We start from the raw sequence: 16893 nt of genomic DNA, 5'->3' as shown, positions 1-16893 counted from the left end.
GTCGGCGGGGTCGGAAGGACTTCAGCGGTGACGAAAGCGATTTCAGAACGCCGAACCATCGAAGAGCCGCCATGGAGCATGCACCTCAGCAAAATTCGCTCTTATCGAACGACTTTCCCATGCTCAATCTATGAGTTCGCGCCGGACAGCTTCTACAAGAGCATGAGCCCGATTTTTGCAACCAAGTTTTTTTGTAGCTAACTTCAGGTAGCTATCGACAGTCGCCGCCTGGAATTTACTGCCCTCAGCAATTTCTGCTGTCGTCATTCCTTCGGCGGCCAAGCGCAAGCAGATGATCTCCCCTTCCGTTAACTTTGAACTCTCGGCTGCGAACCGTTCCACCAGGGGGCCAACGACCGACGTGTACAGAGGACGCGCAATCTGCCGAAGAAACTCGATTTCGTCTTCTGTGAAAGGCTCGCGGCGCATGAACCCAACTGACGCGCACACCAAACCGTTTCGTTTGACTGGAAACACTGTCCGGTTTCGGATCGAAAAGTTTTCGGCCAATTGTCTGAATCGCACGGGCACTTTCCGCTTTGGGTAAACGAGGCTCTCTAACGCGACGCATTGAGTTTCTATAACATAGCGCAAAAGCGGATCAGCTTCGTAGAGCTTGTCGGAAAGATACGTCTCAGCCAGTGCGGGCGGCACGTCCGACTCGAGGTGAAAGGTGGTTTCTCCCAGACGGTACCCGTCGAGATCGAGCCCGCTGACGCTGACATGGTCAAAGGGCACTGCATTGCGCAGTCGATCCACGAACGCGTTGTCGCGGATTGGCCGAAACTGCGGCAGCGAGCGCAAGTCGATGATGTCATCGGCATTGTCCCGGTTATTACTTCGACTAGAACGCATGAGACGACTGATCCAATTATAGCTGCCGGAATCGGCGCGTTCTCTTAGATATGTCTTCTCAAAACGATTCGGTAGGTTTATGTGCCTTGCCCACCCGTGCCCGTCGATCTCGCGCGAGAACCGTTTCGCCCCACCGTTGGATTGCGTGATATTGTTCATTCTCTAAGAGTTTCGATAAAATTAATCTTTCTCCCCTAGATTCGGATTAAGGCGCGGTTTGTGCTGGATTGGGGAGTGTCGTTATGCTGTCGTTTCTCTCAGGCAAAGCTGGCCAGCTCGTACGCGCGCTTGATAGTTCGATGGCGATTATTGAATTCGACCCCACTGGAAGTGTCCTCAAAGCCAACAAAAACTTCTGCGATTTGATGGGGTATTCGGAAGCGGAGCTCATCGGCAAACATCATCAGATCTTTGTCGATGCGGGATATGCCAAATCCTCAGCTTACGTCGCATTCTGGGAAACGTTGCGCGGTGGCGACTTCCAGATCAGCGATTTCAAACGGATCAGCAAATCCGGCAAAGAGATCTACATCCGCGGAAACTATAATCCGATCAAAGACCGAAGCGGTAAAGTGGTGCGCATCGTCAAGGTCGCCAGTGATATTACACAGAGCAAACTGAATGCGATTGAAAGTGCCGCAAAACTCGATGCCATCTCCCGTGCCCAGGCCACCATTGAATTCGCACCTGACGGAACCATCCTTACCGCGAACGAGAATTTTTTTGCAGACGCTCGGATATGCGCTTTCGGAGATTGTCGGCCGGCACCACAGGATATTCGTCGAAAAGAGCTACGCCGCCTCGGCCGACTACGTCGACTTTTGGAAAAGGCTGTCTACCGGAGAATTTGTCACTGACGAATTCAGGCGCATCGGCAAGTCTGGTCAAAGTGTCTTCATTCAGGCATCCTACAATCCTATCTTCGATCCCGATGGTAAAATCTTCAAGGTGGTCAAGTTTGCGACTGACGTCACAGGCCGCGTGAACAATGTCGAGGATTTAGCTGCCAATCTCAATGCGCTGTCGGAGGGCGATCTTTCCCGCGAACTGCCCTCACCGTTCATCCCGGCTCTGGATCGGTTGCGGCTAGACTTCAACAGTGCCTCGCGCAAACTGCGTATGGCAATGGCGAGTGTGGCCGACAACGCTCGTGCCATAACGGCCGGATCGAATGAGATCAAGACCTCTGCGGACGACCTTGCCAAGCGTACCGAGCAGCAGGCTGCCTCGGTTGAAGAGACCGCCGCAGCCCTCGAAGAAATCACAACAACGGTGAAGGATTCCAGTCGCCGCGCCGAAGAAGCTGGCCGTCTGGTCGATCGGACAAAAACTCACGCCCAGCGTTCCGGACAGGTGGTAACCGAAGCCATCCAGGCGATGGACCAGATCGAGGAATCGTCTCGTGCAATTTCAAACATCATCGGCGTTATCGATGAAATTGCCTTTCAGACCAATCTTCTGGCGCTGAATGCTGGCGTCGAGGCCGCTCGTGCCGGCGACGCCGGCAAAGGCTTTGCCGTTGTTGCGCAGGAAGTGCGGGAGCTTGCACAACGCTCGGCTAAGGCGGCCAAGGAGATCAAAGTCCTGATCACCGCATCCAGCGCACATGTCGCAAATGGTGTTTCGCTTGTTACTAAAGCAGGATCCGCCTTACAGGAGATTGCATCGCACGTGGCCGATATCAATACCGATATCTCCGCCATCGTCGATGCCTCAAAAGAACAGGCGATTGCCCTTGGTGAAATCAACCAGGCCGTCAATACCGTGGATCAAGGGACGCAGCAGAATGCTGCGATGGTCGAGCAACAGACGGCGGCAAGTCATGGGTTGGCTGGAGAGGCGCAAGCGCTGTTCGACCTGCTTGAGCAGTTCCGTTTCGACGGCGTTGACTCGCCACCTAAGAAAAAAAGCGCTCCAGCTGTCATCAAACCTGCGACGCGGCCGTCGGTCGTGCGGGTGTCAAGCCGCGGAGGCGGCGCACTCGCCGTCGAAGCCAGCTGGGAGGAATTTTAGCCGCCGATAGGAGCACGCGGAGTGCATTGCGCATGAGATTCGCTGTCATCCAATACGAGAGTCTACAACGCCTTACACGTTTCATTCCCTGAATTACTGGATCAGTTATCGGAAGCCGAGCAATCCGATGGCCTTACACAGCCGAAAATAACGGCTGCTCGATCAGATGTCGCTTTGCTCAGTCATCTTTCCGTTGGAAACATAGGAAACGAGGCTGTGAAATGGCGCGCCGTCAGCAAGTGACAGGCAGATGGCGGCTCTGCAGACTCCGTTGGTCTCGGGTATGAAGGGGTCACGCAAATTGCTGATCGTAGCCAGTCGCCGCCTTACCTTGTCCTAGCGGATATGTAGAACATTTGCTGGGCCTCACGTCGCGTTTCGATGAGGTTGGCCGCGTGCAGCTTCGAGATGCTGCGATGACGCTGATTGATCCAGCGGCACATTCTTGGTGAGATCGCCTGCACTCGTTTCACTCTGCGACACAAACCTCAGCATCTGCAGTCGTTTCGGAATGGCCACACCTTTCCAGCTTTCACCCATCTGAAGGCTCCTTCAAAAGGTTGAGGCGACCCCTTTGTCCGGAAATACCCAATTATTGTTTTAAAAGACCGAGCATCGAACTTTTTGCAGTGCCGGCCTCTCTTGATGTTCCTTGCCGGCGGTCGTCGCAACCAGAGTGTATATGGCAGACGCATCCATTGGTCGGGCATAAAGATATCCCTGTCCGGAAGCACAGCCCAGTTCATCGAGCCGGATAGCCTGTTCGATCGTTTCGACGCCTTCGGCCGTAACCCGCAAGTCCATTTTCCTCGACAGTTCAAGCATGAGTTCGACGATTGCATCGCTAGACGCATCTGTCAGCATGGTGTCTATAAAGCTCTTGTCGATCTTGATAACATCGACTGGCAGGCGCTGTAGATGCGTCAGCGAGGCGTAGCCCGTGCCGAAATCATCAAGTGCGACCGAAGCCCCCTTCTTGCGCAGGCGCTGAAGCGTAGCGGCGACAGCCTCTTCTGTTCCTTCCATGAACACGCTTTCGGTCACCTCGAGCCGCAAGCTGTCGAGCGACAAAGCATAGCGCGCGAATGCCGATGCGATACGGCTTTCGAGATCGCCCCGTGAGAAGTCGGATGAGCTGATATTGATGCCGACGCGGAGAGGTTTGAGGCCGCTATCATACCAATTGCGCAGATCATTTGCGACTTTTTCCAGCATCAGGCTGGTGACTCGATGCGAAATGCTGGCGTCTTTCAGGGCTTCGTGGAAATCGCCCGCAGCCCTCACACTACCGTCGGCAAGACGCATGCGCACCAGCGCTTCGACACCGACGATCTCGCCGGTCTGAATTCGGACGATGGGCTGGTAGTAAGGAAACAGGCGATTTTCTGCCAGTGCTTCCTCAACTTCATTGGTGACAGCGAGTCGGCGGGAAATCTTCGTTCTCAGACCGAGTTCGAAATGAACATATGTGCCTTTGGCTGTCTGCTTTGCGTGATAGAGCGCGAAATCGGCATTCTGGCAGAGAACCTCCGCATCGGTACAACCGTCGCAGATCGCTCCTCCCAAAGTGATTTTGGGATTGATGGTCACACCGTTGAAGGTCATCGGTTCGGAGACGGCCCGAATCAATCCGCGCGCGATCATGGTCATGCCGCGGTTGCTGACAGGCTTTTCGATCACCGCCGCGAATTCATCTCCTCCAACCCGAAACACAGTTCCCTTTTTGCCCATTTGCGAAACCAGACGGTTGGCGATCTCCTTGAGAAGAACGTCTCCTGCCCCATGGCCAAGCGTGTCGTTGGTGACCTTGAGATGATCGACATCAATCAGTAACAGCCCGAACTCAGCACGATCCTGACTAATCTGACGATCGATTGCCGCCTTAAAGCAGGCGCGATTGGCAAGGCCGGTCAAGGCATCGCTGTTCGCCGCTTGGACGAGACCGCGTTCCTGCCGATATCTTTCGGTGACATCCTGCAAAATGCCAAAGAGGCGGCGTGGCGCGCCATCGATCATCTCGACGTCGCTAACGATATGAACCCAACGCTCCTCTCCCTCAGGTGTCAGGATTCGGTAGTCCCGATCGGTGCCATCGCCGTTTCCGTCCATCGCAGCCTTGATCCGGCGCTCGACGTGCTCGCGTTCTTCCGGCGCATAACAGCCAAGCACCTTTTTCCGTGTCAAAGGCATGCCAATGGGAAGCCCAACGGTTCGATAGATCTGATCGGACCAGATGAACTTGCCTGTCAGCAAATCCATTTCGAAGCCTCCGACTTTGGCCGATCGTTCCGTCTGCTCGAACCGGGCTTGACGGATACGCAGTTCGCGCTGTTGTTCCCTTAGGATCGATGCCTGACGGTGTTCCCGCAGGAGCCCGAGAACGATGGTGGCAAAGCCCTCAAGTCGCCTCAAATCCTCATCCTCAAATCCGCGCACTTCCCGGTCCATGACGCAAAGACTGCCGAGACAAATGCCGTTTTCGATCAAGGGAACGCCGGCATAAAAGCGAATTCCGAGAGCCCCCTTCATGATGGCATTGTTTCTGAACCGCCGGTCCTGGAGGGTGTCGGACAAAATGAGTGGCTCTTGATAGGTGACGACATAGTCGCAGAACGAATGCTTGCGAGCCGCGCGGTCGAAATCGAGCCCATGCTTGGCTTTGAACCAGACCTGTTCCGCATCCAAAAGGCAAATCAGCGCGATGGGCATGCTGAGAATGGACGAGACAAGGCCAACGACGGCGTCGAATCCCTCTGCCGGCGGCGTATACATGGTACCGCTTTTGTTTAGATACTGCAGTCTGGTCTGTTCCGTTCCCGTCATCTGAAAACAATCGTCTAAAGGACCCTCGTGGATCGGTTGAAGAAAGTACGCGCTGTTTTTATTCTTGTGCCCCGCGTTTTAAGTCCGAGTTAAATTGCCAATGGTTGGCACGAACTTTGTTTGTGAGAGCGAGATTTCATTCAGTAGCAATAACAAAAGCTTTCCAGCAGATCTAACGCGATCATGCGGGAACGGGGCTAAGTCACTTCTGTCGGCTCATCGTTGACCTTCGCCAGCGTCTTGGTCAAAGCAACGACACTGCGTTTAACAATTTTCACTTTTATCTTGGCAAATGCCTTGTTCAGCGCCTGTCCTTCGCTGGTGGCTAAAAACCGCGTGATTTCGTCATCCGGGAGCGACATGCTTTCGGATGACCGTTCAGAATTTTCATCATTGTCGCGAAAGAAATATGAGATAGGCACCGCGAGGAAATCGGCAATGTTCGACAAGCGGCTTGCGCCAACCCTGTTGGTGCCCTTTTCATACTTCTGGATTTGCTGAAACGTGATGCCGAGGGCTTTGCCCAAGGTTTCCTGGCTCATCCCGATCGCACGTCTGCGGGCTTTGATTTTTTGTCCAACGTCGAAGTCGGTTTCATGTGGTATTTTCGGAAATCCCAAGGCTCTCTCCATTCAGTTCAGTGAAATATGCAGGTTACGATGCGCGGTGTAGAGAATATTCCGTGGTAGTATTCTCTACAACCGGCTCTCATTGCCGCACATGGCGATACGAGAAATATTCGCGCGCATCGCGCACTTTCTGGGCGACGACCGCGAAGCCCTTGCCGGCATCGACGGCACGGGCAGCCTCTAGACCTGCATTCAGCGCCAGCAGTTGTCTGGAAAGCGATCTCATCGATGACGCCGATGGGTTGAAAATCTCGCCCGATGACTTTTCGATCTGGTCCATGGCGCCGATGTCAAACGCCCACCACCTGGCCGGAATGTTCGGCGTGATCACGGGTTCGGGTCACTAACTGGCCCCCTTCTTCGGCACGGCGGCTGGAATCCTTTACCGTCGTCGTGATCTCCTCAAGCGCAGAGGCCGTCTGCTCAACCGAGGCTGCCTGCTGCTCGGTCCGCTTTGCAAGATCATCCGCCGCGGTGCGGGTCTCTGTCGACCTGGCCGAAGCCCCGAGCATTGTCGCCAACCCTCGCCATGGCGCGTTTCAGCTTGTCAGATGCAGCATAAAAGTCGGTGCGCAGCTGTTCGTGCGAGGGAATAAACGGCTTGTCGATCTTCTGAGACAGGTCCCCATCGGCGAGACTATTTCAGGCACCGGCGAGTTGACCGACGTTTTCGACGCGACCATTCACGTCGATCGCAAACTTCACGATACGCACAATCTCCATTAATCGACATTTAATTATAAATTTAACGTTCGTCTGGTCAAATACGGAACAGAATCGTCACGCCTCCTGGAAACACAACCATGCCTCCTCCAGATCTCGATCAAGCCGGACGTCTTATTGGACCGCCGCTACAAGAGTTCAGTCGCTACATCGAGCAAGGCATGTCCTGCATCGTAAAACTGGTGATCGGTGAGCCGGGGAAATGCGCCCAGGCCGTCCAGTTTTCGATGACGCCGGATCAGTGCCGGGAAATTGCGCAGAACCTGATGATTTGCGCTCAGGTTATCGAGCTCGAACGGCCCACTGCACAGCAATGAGGTGACGCCAGTATTGAGGCCCGCATGACGTCTCAGCGTCAAAGGTTCGTTTGAGCTGATGGCATCAACGCGCCCAAGACAGGCATGCTCGCACTTTATAATGGCGGATGATGTTTGGACTTAGTGATGTTGGAAGGGGATATTACCGGTGCTGCGGATCTAGAGCGTGTCCGTTTTACTCGGGGTCATATCCGCATGATTTGAAGAAGTTGGCGCATTCTTGCGGTTCGAACAATGTGACGATCTGGCCGACCGTATTCCATAAGCCCTTGACCGTTCGCTCGGCTTTGGCGCGCAAGACAGCCTTCAACTTGGCGAAGGCCTTCTCGATTGAAGTATGGACTGTAGGGAGGAAGGTAGAGTAACCGGCATCCCGCACCTTCGATTGCGTGACGCACTCCTTCCGCCTTGTGTGCAGGCAGATTGTCCATGATGACGATGTCGCCTGGTGCCAAGATGCGAACGAGAACCTATTCGACAAAGGCCTGGAACGCGCCTCCGTTCATCGCACCGTCGAGGACCATAGGCGCTGTAATGCCCGAGAGCCTGAGCGCCCCGGTGAATGTCGTCGTCTTCCAGTGCCCGTGTGGGATCGGGGAGCGGCATCGATCGTCGCAACGGGCCCATCCGCGAAGCCGAGACATCTTCGTGCTCAGGCCGGTTTCATCAATGAAGACAAGCCGCGCCGGATCGAGATCGAACTGGCCGTCGAACCAGTCGCGGAGACGCTTCAGGAGGTCGGGACACTCCTGCTCCACTGCATGTGCGGTCTTTTTTGAATGTCCAGCCGCGCCTTCGCAGCCAGACATCGAGTGCGCTGCGGCCAATGGAGACGGCTCTCCCCTCACGCAATGGCAGGACCATCTCGTTGAGGGTAATGTCTTTCGCCTCTTTGATCATGCCGACGATGAGGTCCTCGTGGGCATCGAGGCGCGAACCGCCGCGTCGGCCCTGTTTCGCAGGCTTCAACCGACCAGCGCGCGCACTCGCAATCCAAGCGATCGCTGTCGAAATGCCAATCTCAAATCGGTCGCTGCTGAGCGCGCCGACATGCCATCCCGTGACGCAGCCAGAACGCGACTACTCAGATCATCGCTGAAAGCTCGGGCATATTGCCTCCGACCAAATCACCATTCGGAGCGATTGAACCAGAATTCGGGGGTCAGGGGAATCCTCAACACGATTCCGTTCAACGGACGCGCTCTAGCGCCAAAGCATGGAAGCCGGTTTACCGTTGTGGGGGAGCGAGATTAAAGCGCCTTTCTCCGCTCTCAAAATTTTTAATGATGGATCCCTTGGGACAATGGACGCCGTTGAACGACTTCTAGCTACTAGAGCTGTAGGGGGAAGGTTGAATGACCCGCCGGAAAGGCATCGCAAAGATCTGATACACGAATGACTTCCAATTTATTGCGCCGGCGACGACAGAAGTTAACCAGTCGGCATTGTCGCGCACAGCAACCTAGAGGATCTCTGAAATGAGTGAGGTCCGCTCTATTTCCCCTTCATTGCCAACAATGTTTGGGTGTCGCAACCACGCCGCGCTCGTGCAAAATCGCACATAGGCGACGGCAAGGTGGGCAGTCAGCCATACCGATGGATTGAGTTCACTTCGGCCATAAGTATGCCAGAGTGGCTCGACTTTCATGGATAAGAACCGAGTTCAAGGTAAGGAAAGTGCGATGATCTGACTACCGCCGCAATATCGGCGGCGGCTTTGAAAATTAGTCGACCGGCTATTTCTGTCTCCACCGTATTGGCGGTTGGCGCATCAAGAGATCTTACTTTCGCTCCACGACTTCCTTCGGCAGAGCATGGCCATGGTGGCGCTGGTATATATCGTTGAGTTTACCGTTCTTCAGATTGTCGGCAACCCATTGATCGAGTGCTGCGAGCAACTCAGGCTCGTTTTTCCGGACACCGATGGCAAGGTCGAAGACGCGGATCGTAAATTTCGGCTCGAACGGATTTCCTTTGCTCTTTACCGCAATCTGTTTGATCAGCGCTTCTGAGGAGGCGACAATCGTCGCCTGCCCCGACACAGCTGCTGTCACCATCGCGCCTTCATCATCATAGCGGGCGATCGTGTAACCGAACTCCGTTGCCCGCTTCGTCATGTCCGTATCCTGCGTCGTTCCACGGCACACGGTAACGACCTTGCCTCTCAGATCCGTCCAATCCCTGATCTGCAGCGAAGCGGGTGCAGCGACCATAGACAACTGGCCGGAATAGGGCTTCGAAAACGCGATGACCTGCTTACGCTCCGGAGTCACTGCCAGGGTCGAGATGACGACATCTGCCTTGTTGGTCTGCAGGTTCGGGATGCGTGTCGCGCCGGTCGTCTGGATAAGTTCCAGCTGAACACCCCAGTCTCTCGCAAGCAGTTCGGCAGTTTCGACATCCGAGCCGACAGGTTTGAGACCTGCATCGAGCATCCCGTTCGGTGGGCTGGCAAGATCAATCGCCACGCGGATCTTGCCAGCCGTTTTGATGTCGCTGAAACTGTCTGCTGCCGCTTTGGCCGCGACTGTCACAGCCATTGCTCCTAAAATGCCAATTATGGCCAAAGTCTTTCGGATTGCCATGCGTTCTCCTCCACTTTTTCTCTTGTTGACGGCTTTAGGAATTTAACCTCGGAAGCCTTGCGCAATGGCAAGGCTTCCGGGTCCATTCGGAATTCACGGTGGCAAAATCACTCCTCCAGACCCAACCACCGCAGTCGCTAGCGACTTGGTCGCTGTCACTTTGGGTTGACGATCTCCGCCGGGATTGGCGTGCCGTGATACTTCTGATAGATCTCGTTGAGCTTCCCGTTCTGAAGGTTTGAAGCTACCCATTCGTTCAATTTCGCCAACAGTTCTGGTTCGTTCTTGCGAACGCCAATCGCGAGGTTCAGCACGCGAATGGTGATCTTCGGCTCAAAGGCCAGCGTCGGGTTCTTGTCATGAACCTGCTTGACCAGCGTGGCGGAGGTCGCGATCAACTTGGCCTGGCCGGATACGGCGGCTGTCACCATCGTCGCATCGTCGTCGTAACGCGTCACCGTGAAGCCATGCTCGGCCGCCATCTTGGTCAGCTCGGTATCCTGGGTCGTGCCGCGGGTCACAGTGATGGCCTGCCCCTTGAGATCGGCCCAATCCTTGATCGGCGAGGCCGCCGGCGCGGCGATGACGGACTGGAGGCCAGCATAGGGCTTCGAGAAATCGATCACCTGGGCGCGTTCCGGGGTGACAGACAGGGTGGAGATGACGATATCCGCCTTGTTGGTCTGCAGGTTCGGAATACGGGTCGCGCCCGTCGTCTGGACGAACTCGACCTCGACACCCCAATCCTTGGCCAGCTGCTGGGCCGTCTCCACGTCGGAACCGACGGGCTTGAGGTTCGCGTCCAGCATGCCAGACGGCGGGATGGCAAGATCGGTTGCGATGCGGATCTTCTTTGCGGCCAGGATGTCGGCAAAGGTGTCGGCGGATGCCGGCAGCGACTGGCTTGCTAGAACAGCACCTACTGTACCAACCAGTGCAAGCGTTTTCAGAAATTTCATCTTTATTCCTCCGGTTTGATGAAAATTACAGATCGTGGCTCAGGAACTCCTGCAGCTCCGATGTTTGCGGAGCACTTAGCATCCCGGCATCGCCTTCCTCGTGGACAAGGCCGCGATGCATGAAGATGACGCGGTCCGCCACCTTGCGTGCGAAGTTCATTTCATGGGTGACCATGATCATGGTCATGCCGCTTTCGGCGAGCTTCTCGATGACGCGCAACACCTCGCCGGTCAGCTTGGGATCGAGCGCCGACGTCACCTCGTCGAACAGCATGACCTTCGGTTCCATCGCCAGCGATCTGGCGATAGCGGCTCGCTGCTGCTGTCCACCGGACAGCTGTTCGGGATAATTGTCGGCCTTGTCGGATAGGCCCACCCTCTCAAGTGCAGCAAGAGCCAGCTCATGGGCCTGTGTCTTCGGCAATTTCTTGACCGAGCACGGCGCGAGCAAGATGTTCTCCTCGATCGTGAGGTGCGGAAACAGATTGTAGCTCTGGAACACGATGCCGACGTCGAGCCTGAGCTTTCTCAGATTGAGGTTCGGATCGTGAACCCTGTGGTCCGCCACCGTGATCTCACCGCTGTCGATCACCTCCAGCCGATCGATGCAGCGCAGAGCCGTGCTCTTACCTGAGCCGCTGGCACCGATGAGTGCTGCAACCTGCCCCTTGTCCACGGAAAATGTTACACCCTTGAGCACGGTGATCGCGCCAAAGCTCTTCCTCACGTCATTCAGTGCAATCATTGGCATGCTCTGCCTCCCTCAAACTCTTCAGCTTTGTGTCGCTGGCTTAACCGTCGTCCGCATTCTCGGACCCCGCCGCTCGAGCTTCTGACTGAATGCCGACAGCGGAAAGCAGAGGCAAAAGTAGAGGGCTGCAACGACGAGATAGATGAGGAAGGGCTCGAAGATGGAATTGTTGATGAGCTGCCCGGCGCGCGTCAGCTCGACAAAACCGACGACTGACGCGAGCGATGTATTCTTGACGATCTGGACGCTGAAACCGACCGTCGGTGGGGTCGCGATCCTTACCGCCTGTGGCAGGATGACCTTGAACATGCGTTGCATCTTCGACAGCGCCAGGCATTCCGCCGCTTCCCACTGCGCCTTGGGCACGGATTCCAGACAACCTCGCCAGATCTCGCCCAGATAGGCGCTGACATAGATCGTCAGAGACAGGCCAGCGGCAAATAGCGGCGTGATGGAGAAACCGAGCGTCGGCAGGCCGAAGTAGATGATGAACATGATCACGAGTAGTGGCGTGCCCTGGATCAGTTGGACATAGGCGCCAGTGAAGATGCGAACCGTGCGTGACGGCGTAATTCTGCCCAAAGCCACAAGAAAGCCGAACAGTCCGCCACCGACGAAGGCCATGACGCTCAGCACAAGCGTCCAGAAGGCTCCGGTCACCAGAAACTGCAGATGGTTGATATTGAATGCCGTGGTCATCGTTCCCTCCTCACAGCGGCGTGCCGAGCCGGCGACGGCGCGGGAACATGAGCATGCCAAGCGCCCAGAAGACGGCCCGCATGACCAGCGACAGAAAAAGATAGAGAACCGCCACAACGATATAGGCTTCGAAAGGCCGGTACGTTTCTGACTGGATGAAATTCGCCGCCGCCGTCAGTTCCTCGGCTGAGATCTGCGAGGTGACCGACGAGGCAAGCATCAGCAGGATGAACTGGCTGGTGAGAGCCGGATAGACCCGCTCCATGGCGGGACGCAGTCCCACATGCCAGTAGAGTTGCACCGGCGAAAGCCCGAGGCATTCGCCGGCTTCCCACTGTCCCTTCTGGATCGAATCGAAACCCGCCCGCATGATCTCGGCCGTATAGGCGCCGACATTGACGGTCAGCGCGATCACCGCGACCACAAGCGCGCTGAACGAGAAGCCCAGGCTCGAAAGGCCAAAGTAGATCACGAAGATCTGAACCAGAAACGGCGTGTTTCGGAAGCTCTCGACATAGGTTGCCGCGACCCACTGGAGCACGGGTCCGCCCGACCGGCGCGCGATAGCGCAGGCCGTGCCGATCAGGAACCCGGTGATCGTCGTGATCAGAGCGAGCTGAGCCGTCAGCGCCATCCCGTCGATCAGCATCTGCCACCGGAGAAGGACGACAGAAAAATCGAGGGTCATGACTGATTTTCCATGACCGGAAGGCGCGATGCGTCCTGCCCCGTCATCCGGTCATAGACCCGGAACAGCGCCTGGTTGCCATTCGAGCCCTCACCGTGAGCACGGGCCTCCACATATTGTGCGGTGACGAGTGAAGTGCCAGGCAGCGCGACATCGTTCTGTCCGGCCATTTCGAGCACGAGGCGAAGGTCCTTGAGCATCAGGTCGATGCGGAAGCCGGCGCCGGCATCGCCTGCGATCATCGCGGGGCCGAGCTTTTCGAGCATCCACGACGAGGCCGAGCCGCCGAGCAGCACGTCCCGCATCTGCGACAGGTCGACGCCGCTTGCCCGGCCGAGGGCAAGCGCCTCGCAGACGGCCTGAATGTTGATCGCGCAGACAAGCTGGTTGCACAGCTTGACCGTTTGACCTGCACCCGGCGCACCGACATGGCTGATCGTCGTTCCCATCACCCGCAGCACGGGCTCGGCACGGTCGAATGCCGCGCGGTCGCCGCCCACCATGATCGAAAGCGCCGCATTCTTGGCACCAATCGGGCCGCCGGACACCGGTGCATCAAGCATTGTGATGCCCTGTCCAGCAAGGGCCGCCCCCATCGCCCGGGTGGCTTCCGGCGAGATCGTGCTCATGTCAATGAAGATGCTGCCGCTCTTCATGTTGGCCAGCACGCCGTCGCGGTTGACGACATCATCGACCTGCGGTGTGTTGGGCAACATCGAGATGGCGATCTCGGCATCCTTGACGGCCACAGCCACGCTCTCGCAGCGTGTCGCGCCCTTTGCCACGACAGCATCGGCCGCAGCGGACGATATATCGAACACGCTCAGCGGATAACCAGCGCCGGCAAGATGAAGCGCCATTTCGCGGCCCATCACGCCCAGTCCGATAAATGCCAGTTTGGGTAGATCTTGATTCGTCATGTCGCTCTCTCCCTGCGTCACGAGCCAGTGTCGGTCAGTTGGCCTGCTCCATGGCAGTGAGCTTTTCGACGCGACGGACAAAATCCTCGTTGCGGTCGAATTCCGCCTCGAGATAGGCGACGACGAGATCACGAGCGAGCCAGGGGCCGACGATCTTGGCGCCAATGCACATGACGTTGACATCGTCATGCTCGACGCTCTGATGGGCCGAATGCACGTCGTGGCAGACGGCCGCGCGAATGCCGTTGACCTTGTTGGCCGCAATCGCGGCGCCAACGCCGGTGCCGCAAACCAGGATGCCACGTTCGGCTGCTCCGTCGCGGACCTTCTTGCAGAGAAGGCCTGCAATATCCGGGAAATCGACGGGCTCCTGCGTGAAGCTGCCGATGTCTTCTACGACATGGCCGAGTTCTTCGAGCACCGCGATGACATCCGCCTTCAGCGGAAAACCCGCGTGATCGCTGCCGATGACAATATTCATGATTATCCTCCCGTTTGATTGAATGGAAACTAGGCCGAAACGCCGGTTCCTATGGAAATGTCGTGCAGGTTGGCACGGCGCCGGAAATCGGCGCCGATTTCGAAATGCTGGTGGAGCAGATCATCGGCCCGGACGCGATCGCGGGCCGCAAGCGCCTCCAGGATCAGGCGATGGTGATCGATCAGGAACTCTTCTATTCCTTCGACCCGGATGATCTTCTCGCGGCGCTCCAGGTGGGAGCGCATCATCAGCTGGGAAATCGACGCATAGATCGTGACGAGCGTCGGTGAATGGGACGCGCTGACGATCGCCTCGTGAAACTGGAAGTCGGCGATGCCGCCAGCTTCCGGATTATCGATCGTAGCGACGATATGTCGAAGTGCATTTGTGACATTGGCGAAATCCTGCTCGGTGGCTCGCTGGCAGGCAAGCCGCACGGCGTGATGCTCGATCGCCTTTCTCGCCTCCATGATGTCGCCAGTCACGTTCGAGCCGTGGGCGAGCATGAAGCTGAAGACATCACCTAGCGCGGTGGCATCGGGACGCCGGACGATCGTGCCGACCCCGTGCCTGATCTCGACGGCACCAATCATTGACAAGGCTCGCAACGCCTCGCGAAGAACGGGGCGACTGACATTCAGGTGAGCTGCCAGCTCTCGCTCGGGCAAAAGACAGTCCCCCGCCTTCAGTTCACCCGACAACAACTGGTCTCGCAGAAACGCTGCCACTCGATTGTGGGCCCCTGCCTCTTGCGGTTCACGACGAATAGTCTTGCTGTCGGTCATTTAATTGTCCATACCGTGGTATGACCACTCATATAGCCACAGCAACGCCTCCGTCAAGCGGTGTCTTGGCGTGGCTCCGAAATCAAGCTCGGAAGGTCGGCGTCGTAGCGGCAACCGAGGAAGGAAGGAGAGAAGACGATGATATGCGTATTGGGGTCCATCAACATGGATTTGGTTGCCAGGACAGAGCGCATACCCGGCCCCGGCGAAACCGTGGCGGGACAGTCATTCGCGACAACGTCAGGGGGCAAAGGCGCCAATCAGGCGCTTGCAGCCCGACTTGCCGGCAGTGCGGTCAAGATGGTCGGAGCGGTCGGCGACGATGTATTCGCGGCCGCAGCACTTGCCGAATTGAATGCTGCATCGGTCGACCTTTCCGGGGTCCAGACCCAGCCGGCTGCGACCGGCACGGCGATCATCCTCGTCGACGCGTCGGGGCAGAACATGATCACGGTAGTGCCGGGCGCCAACGCGCTGGTAACGCCGGACATGGCGCGCTCATTGGTCGCTTCGATGAAGTCTGGGGACATTCTCCTTCTCCAGATGGAAATATCGGCGGACAGCGCTGAAACAGCGCTCATGGCAAGCCGGGAAAAGGGCATCGTCACCATGCTGAACATCGCCCCCTTCACGGCCGAGACGGCACGGCTCGCAATGCTGGCCGATATCGTCGTCGCCAATGAGAGCGAGTTCGGATTGCTGACCGGACAAACGATTGAGGATCGGGCCGCATCCATGTCCGCACTCAAAGCACTCTATGGGCATTCCGGACAGACGATTGTCGTCACGCTTGGAGCGGCTGGGGTCGTTGCTATTCGCCGGAACGAGATCCTATCCGCCGAAGGCCTGACGATAGAGCCCGTCGATACGGTCGGCGCCGGCGATACCTTCTGCGGCTACCTGGCAGCCAGTCTAGATCAGGGAAAATCATTCCCGCAAGCACTACGACGTGCAGCGGCGGCCGGCTCCCTCGCTTGCCTGAAGCATGGCGCTCAAACGTCAATGCCAGCGGCGTCATCGCTTGATGCTGCCCTTCTCGATCGGAAGTGACGACGCTTTTTTCGAGACAATCAGTGGTCGATATATCTCCGCATGGAAACACGCGGTGTGAAAGTCGCGGACGTGAACAAGGCGGTCACCCGGACATCCTGTTTTTCCAACATCACCAGCAATAACATGGGTTGGGACTAGGATCCGTAGACACGTCTTTTCATTAACGATGGCAACGGGCGCTTCAGGACGAGACCAATGCCCGATTGCCGAAGAACACACTTTCAAGCTGGGCAGGAACTATTCTCGATCGGAACGATGATGGCGCACCGGATCTTCTCGTTGGCGCGATCCAGGTCCCTAAATTTGTTCCTCTGCAGCCTCGGGCGTGGCAGAATGATGGAACGGGCAAGTTTATCGACGTGTCGGCCGACGTGGTTCCGGGGATTACCGTCTGGCGAAGCTGGAGCGCTGGCACGGTGACCTTGACGGCGACGGCAAGCAAGATATTCTTATCGGCGGCTGGGGCACGCAGGCACGACTGCTGCTTACCGATGTCGAAGGCTGCAGATCTAGCCTGCCGCCACAGCAGGAAATCACTCCGACATCACGCTAATTGAATACAGGGGGGCGATGGCGCTGTCTGTCGGCCCACTGAGATAGCGAAGCATGAGA

16 protein-coding genes and 2 pseudogenes are annotated in these 16893 nt (G+C 56.8%); 3 read left to right on the top strand and 15 right to left on the bottom strand.

Translation table 11 applies throughout. The features are described from left to right. Window positions 1-123: 123 nt before the first annotated feature. Window positions 124-1014 carry a LuxR C-terminal-related transcriptional regulator gene (locus IEI95_RS08105; protein WP_060716649.1) on the bottom strand — a complete coding sequence of 297 codons (891 nt, stop codon included), beginning with the start codon at window positions 1012-1014 and terminating at the stop codon, window positions 124-126. An 83-nt stretch (window positions 1015-1097) separates the two neighbouring features. On the opposite strand from IEI95_RS08105, the pseudogene IEI95_RS29610 reads away from it, so the two are divergent. Then, a pseudogene (locus IEI95_RS29610) lies at window positions 1098-2868 on the top strand (methyl-accepting chemotaxis protein). 366 nt (window positions 2869-3234) lie between these two features. Here the strand turns inward: IEI95_RS29610 and IEI95_RS08095 are convergent. From IEI95_RS08095 to IEI95_RS08075, 5 genes are all read right to left on the bottom strand, one after another. Further along, window positions 3235-3408, bottom strand: coding sequence for an ArsR family transcriptional regulator (locus IEI95_RS08095; RefSeq protein ID WP_081088925.1), 174 nt, complete (start codon window positions 3406-3408; stop codon window positions 3235-3237). Window positions 3409-3468: 60 nt separating this feature from the next. Further along, window positions 3469-5640, bottom strand: a complete 2172-nt coding sequence (locus IEI95_RS08090) for a putative bifunctional diguanylate cyclase/phosphodiesterase (RefSeq protein ID WP_060716650.1) — start codon at window positions 5638-5640, stop codon at window positions 3469-3471. Window positions 5641-5888: 248 nt separating this feature from the next. After that, the gene (locus IEI95_RS08085) at window positions 5889-6311 is read right to left on the bottom strand and encodes a helix-turn-helix domain-containing protein (RefSeq protein WP_234823942.1); all 423 of its coding nucleotides are present in this window, start codon (window positions 6309-6311) and stop codon (window positions 5889-5891) included. A gap of 88 nt (window positions 6312-6399) precedes the next feature. Continuing rightward, window positions 6400-6600: a methyl-accepting chemotaxis protein gene (locus IEI95_RS29605; protein ID WP_060716652.1), complete on the bottom strand. Its 201-nt coding sequence runs from the start codon at window positions 6598-6600 to the stop codon at window positions 6400-6402. A gap of 10 nt (window positions 6601-6610) precedes the next feature. Further along, entirely contained in the window at window positions 6611-6832 is a 222-nt protein-coding gene (locus tag IEI95_RS08075; RefSeq protein ID WP_060716653.1) for a hypothetical protein, read from the bottom strand. Between the two features lie 291 nt (window positions 6833-7123). Between IEI95_RS08075 and IEI95_RS08070 the strand changes: the two genes are divergently transcribed. Beyond that, window positions 7124-7360 carry a hypothetical protein gene (locus IEI95_RS08070; protein ID WP_060716654.1) on the top strand — a complete coding sequence of 79 codons (237 nt, stop codon included), beginning with the start codon at window positions 7124-7126 and terminating at the stop codon, window positions 7358-7360. Window positions 7361-7535: 175 nt separating this feature from the next. Here the strand turns inward: IEI95_RS08070 and IEI95_RS08065 are convergent. The 9 genes and pseudogenes from IEI95_RS08065 to IEI95_RS08025 form a co-directional block, all read right to left on the bottom strand. Next, window positions 7536-8412 (bottom strand): annotated as a pseudogene (locus tag IEI95_RS08065) (IS630 family transposase). A 729-nt stretch (window positions 8413-9141) separates the two neighbouring features. Next, a complete protein-coding gene (locus IEI95_RS08060) occupies window positions 9142-9945 on the bottom strand; it encodes a transporter substrate-binding domain-containing protein (RefSeq protein WP_081088927.1) in 804 nt (267 codons plus the stop codon). A gap of 155 nt (window positions 9946-10100) precedes the next feature. Then, window positions 10101-10904 carry a transporter substrate-binding domain-containing protein gene (locus IEI95_RS08055; RefSeq protein ID WP_060716655.1) on the bottom strand — a complete coding sequence of 268 codons (804 nt, stop codon included), beginning with the start codon at window positions 10902-10904 and terminating at the stop codon, window positions 10101-10103. A 25-nt stretch (window positions 10905-10929) separates the two neighbouring features. Then, the gene (locus IEI95_RS08050; protein WP_060716656.1) at window positions 10930-11655 is read right to left on the bottom strand and encodes an amino acid ABC transporter ATP-binding protein; all 726 of its coding nucleotides are present in this window, start codon (window positions 11653-11655) and stop codon (window positions 10930-10932) included. Window positions 11656-11676: 21 nt separating this feature from the next. After that, window positions 11677-12354 (bottom strand): amino acid ABC transporter permease, encoded by a 678-nt coding sequence (locus tag IEI95_RS08045; protein ID WP_060716657.1) that lies wholly within the window; start codon window positions 12352-12354, stop codon window positions 11677-11679. Window positions 12355-12364: 10 nt separating this feature from the next. Further along, on the bottom strand, window positions 12365-13042 hold the full coding sequence (locus IEI95_RS08040; RefSeq protein ID WP_060716658.1) for an amino acid ABC transporter permease: 678 nt from the start codon (window positions 13040-13042) through the stop codon (window positions 12365-12367). After that, window positions 13039-13983, bottom strand: coding sequence for an NAD(P)-dependent oxidoreductase (locus IEI95_RS08035; RefSeq protein WP_420094381.1), 945 nt, complete (start codon window positions 13981-13983; stop codon window positions 13039-13041). The genes IEI95_RS08040 and IEI95_RS08035 overlap by 4 nt, the downstream gene beginning before the upstream one ends. 13 nt (window positions 13984-13996) lie before the next feature. After that, window positions 13997-14443, bottom strand: coding sequence for a ribose 5-phosphate isomerase B (rpiB, locus tag IEI95_RS08030; protein WP_060716660.1), 447 nt, complete (start codon window positions 14441-14443; stop codon window positions 13997-13999). Window positions 14444-14472: 29 nt separating this feature from the next. After that, complete coding sequence (locus IEI95_RS08025) at window positions 14473-15228, bottom strand: FadR/GntR family transcriptional regulator (RefSeq protein WP_060716661.1); 756 nt, start codon at window positions 15226-15228, stop codon at window positions 14473-14475. 138 nt (window positions 15229-15366) lie between these two features. On the opposite strand from IEI95_RS08025, the gene IEI95_RS08020 reads away from it, so the two are divergent. Then, a complete protein-coding gene (locus IEI95_RS08020) occupies window positions 15367-16278 on the top strand; it encodes a ribokinase (RefSeq protein ID WP_060716662.1) in 912 nt (303 codons plus the stop codon). The last annotated feature ends 615 nt before the right edge of the window (window positions 16279-16893 follow it).

Origin of the sequence: Agrobacterium vitis (genome assembly GCF_014926405.1) — a bacterium.
Classification (GTDB): domain Bacteria; phylum Pseudomonadota; class Alphaproteobacteria; order Rhizobiales; family Rhizobiaceae; genus Allorhizobium; species Allorhizobium vitis_H.
The sequence above is the reverse complement of the archived record's forward strand: the minus strand, read 5'-3'. Positions and strand labels throughout refer to the sequence as shown.

What these genes read in the sequence shown, in the direction of transcription:
- IEI95_RS08105 (WP_060716649.1), bottom strand. Translation starts at nt 1,014, where the DNA reads ATGAACAATATCACGCAATCCAACGGTGGGGCGAAACGGTTCTCGCGC.
- IEI95_RS08095 (WP_081088925.1), bottom strand. Translation starts at nt 3,408, where the DNA reads ATGGGTGAAAGCTGGAAAGGTGTGGCCATTCCGAAACGACTGCAGATG.
- IEI95_RS08090 (WP_060716650.1), bottom strand. Translation starts at nt 5,640, where the DNA reads ATGTATACGCCGCCGGCAGAGGGATTCGACGCCGTCGTTGGCCTTGTC.
- IEI95_RS29605 (WP_060716652.1), bottom strand. Translation starts at nt 6,600, where the DNA reads ATGGACCAGATCGAAAAGTCATCGGGCGAGATTTTCAACCCATCGGCG.
- IEI95_RS08075 (WP_060716653.1), bottom strand. Translation starts at nt 6,832, where the DNA reads ATGCTCGGGGCTTCGGCCAGGTCGACAGAGACCCGCACCGCGGCGGAT.
- IEI95_RS08070 (WP_060716654.1), top strand. Translation starts at nt 7,124, where the DNA reads ATGCCTCCTCCAGATCTCGATCAAGCCGGACGTCTTATTGGACCGCCG.
- IEI95_RS08060 (WP_081088927.1), bottom strand. Translation starts at nt 9,945, where the DNA reads ATGGCAATCCGAAAGACTTTGGCCATAATTGGCATTTTAGGAGCAATG.
- IEI95_RS08055 (WP_060716655.1), bottom strand. Translation starts at nt 10,904, where the DNA reads ATGAAATTTCTGAAAACGCTTGCACTGGTTGGTACAGTAGGTGCTGTT.
- IEI95_RS08050 (WP_060716656.1), bottom strand. Translation starts at nt 11,655, where the DNA reads ATGCCAATGATTGCACTGAATGACGTGAGGAAGAGCTTTGGCGCGATC.
- IEI95_RS08045 (WP_060716657.1), bottom strand. Translation starts at nt 12,354, where the DNA reads ATGACCACGGCATTCAATATCAACCATCTGCAGTTTCTGGTGACCGGA.
- IEI95_RS08040 (WP_060716658.1), bottom strand. Translation starts at nt 13,042, where the DNA reads ATGACCCTCGATTTTTCTGTCGTCCTTCTCCGGTGGCAGATGCTGATC.
- rpiB (WP_060716660.1), bottom strand. Translation starts at nt 14,443, where the DNA reads ATGAATATTGTCATCGGCAGCGATCACGCGGGTTTTCCGCTGAAGGCG.
- IEI95_RS08025 (WP_060716661.1), bottom strand. Translation starts at nt 15,228, where the DNA reads ATGACCGACAGCAAGACTATTCGTCGTGAACCGCAAGAGGCAGGGGCC.
- IEI95_RS08020 (WP_060716662.1), top strand. Translation starts at nt 15,367, where the DNA reads ATGATATGCGTATTGGGGTCCATCAACATGGATTTGGTTGCCAGGACA.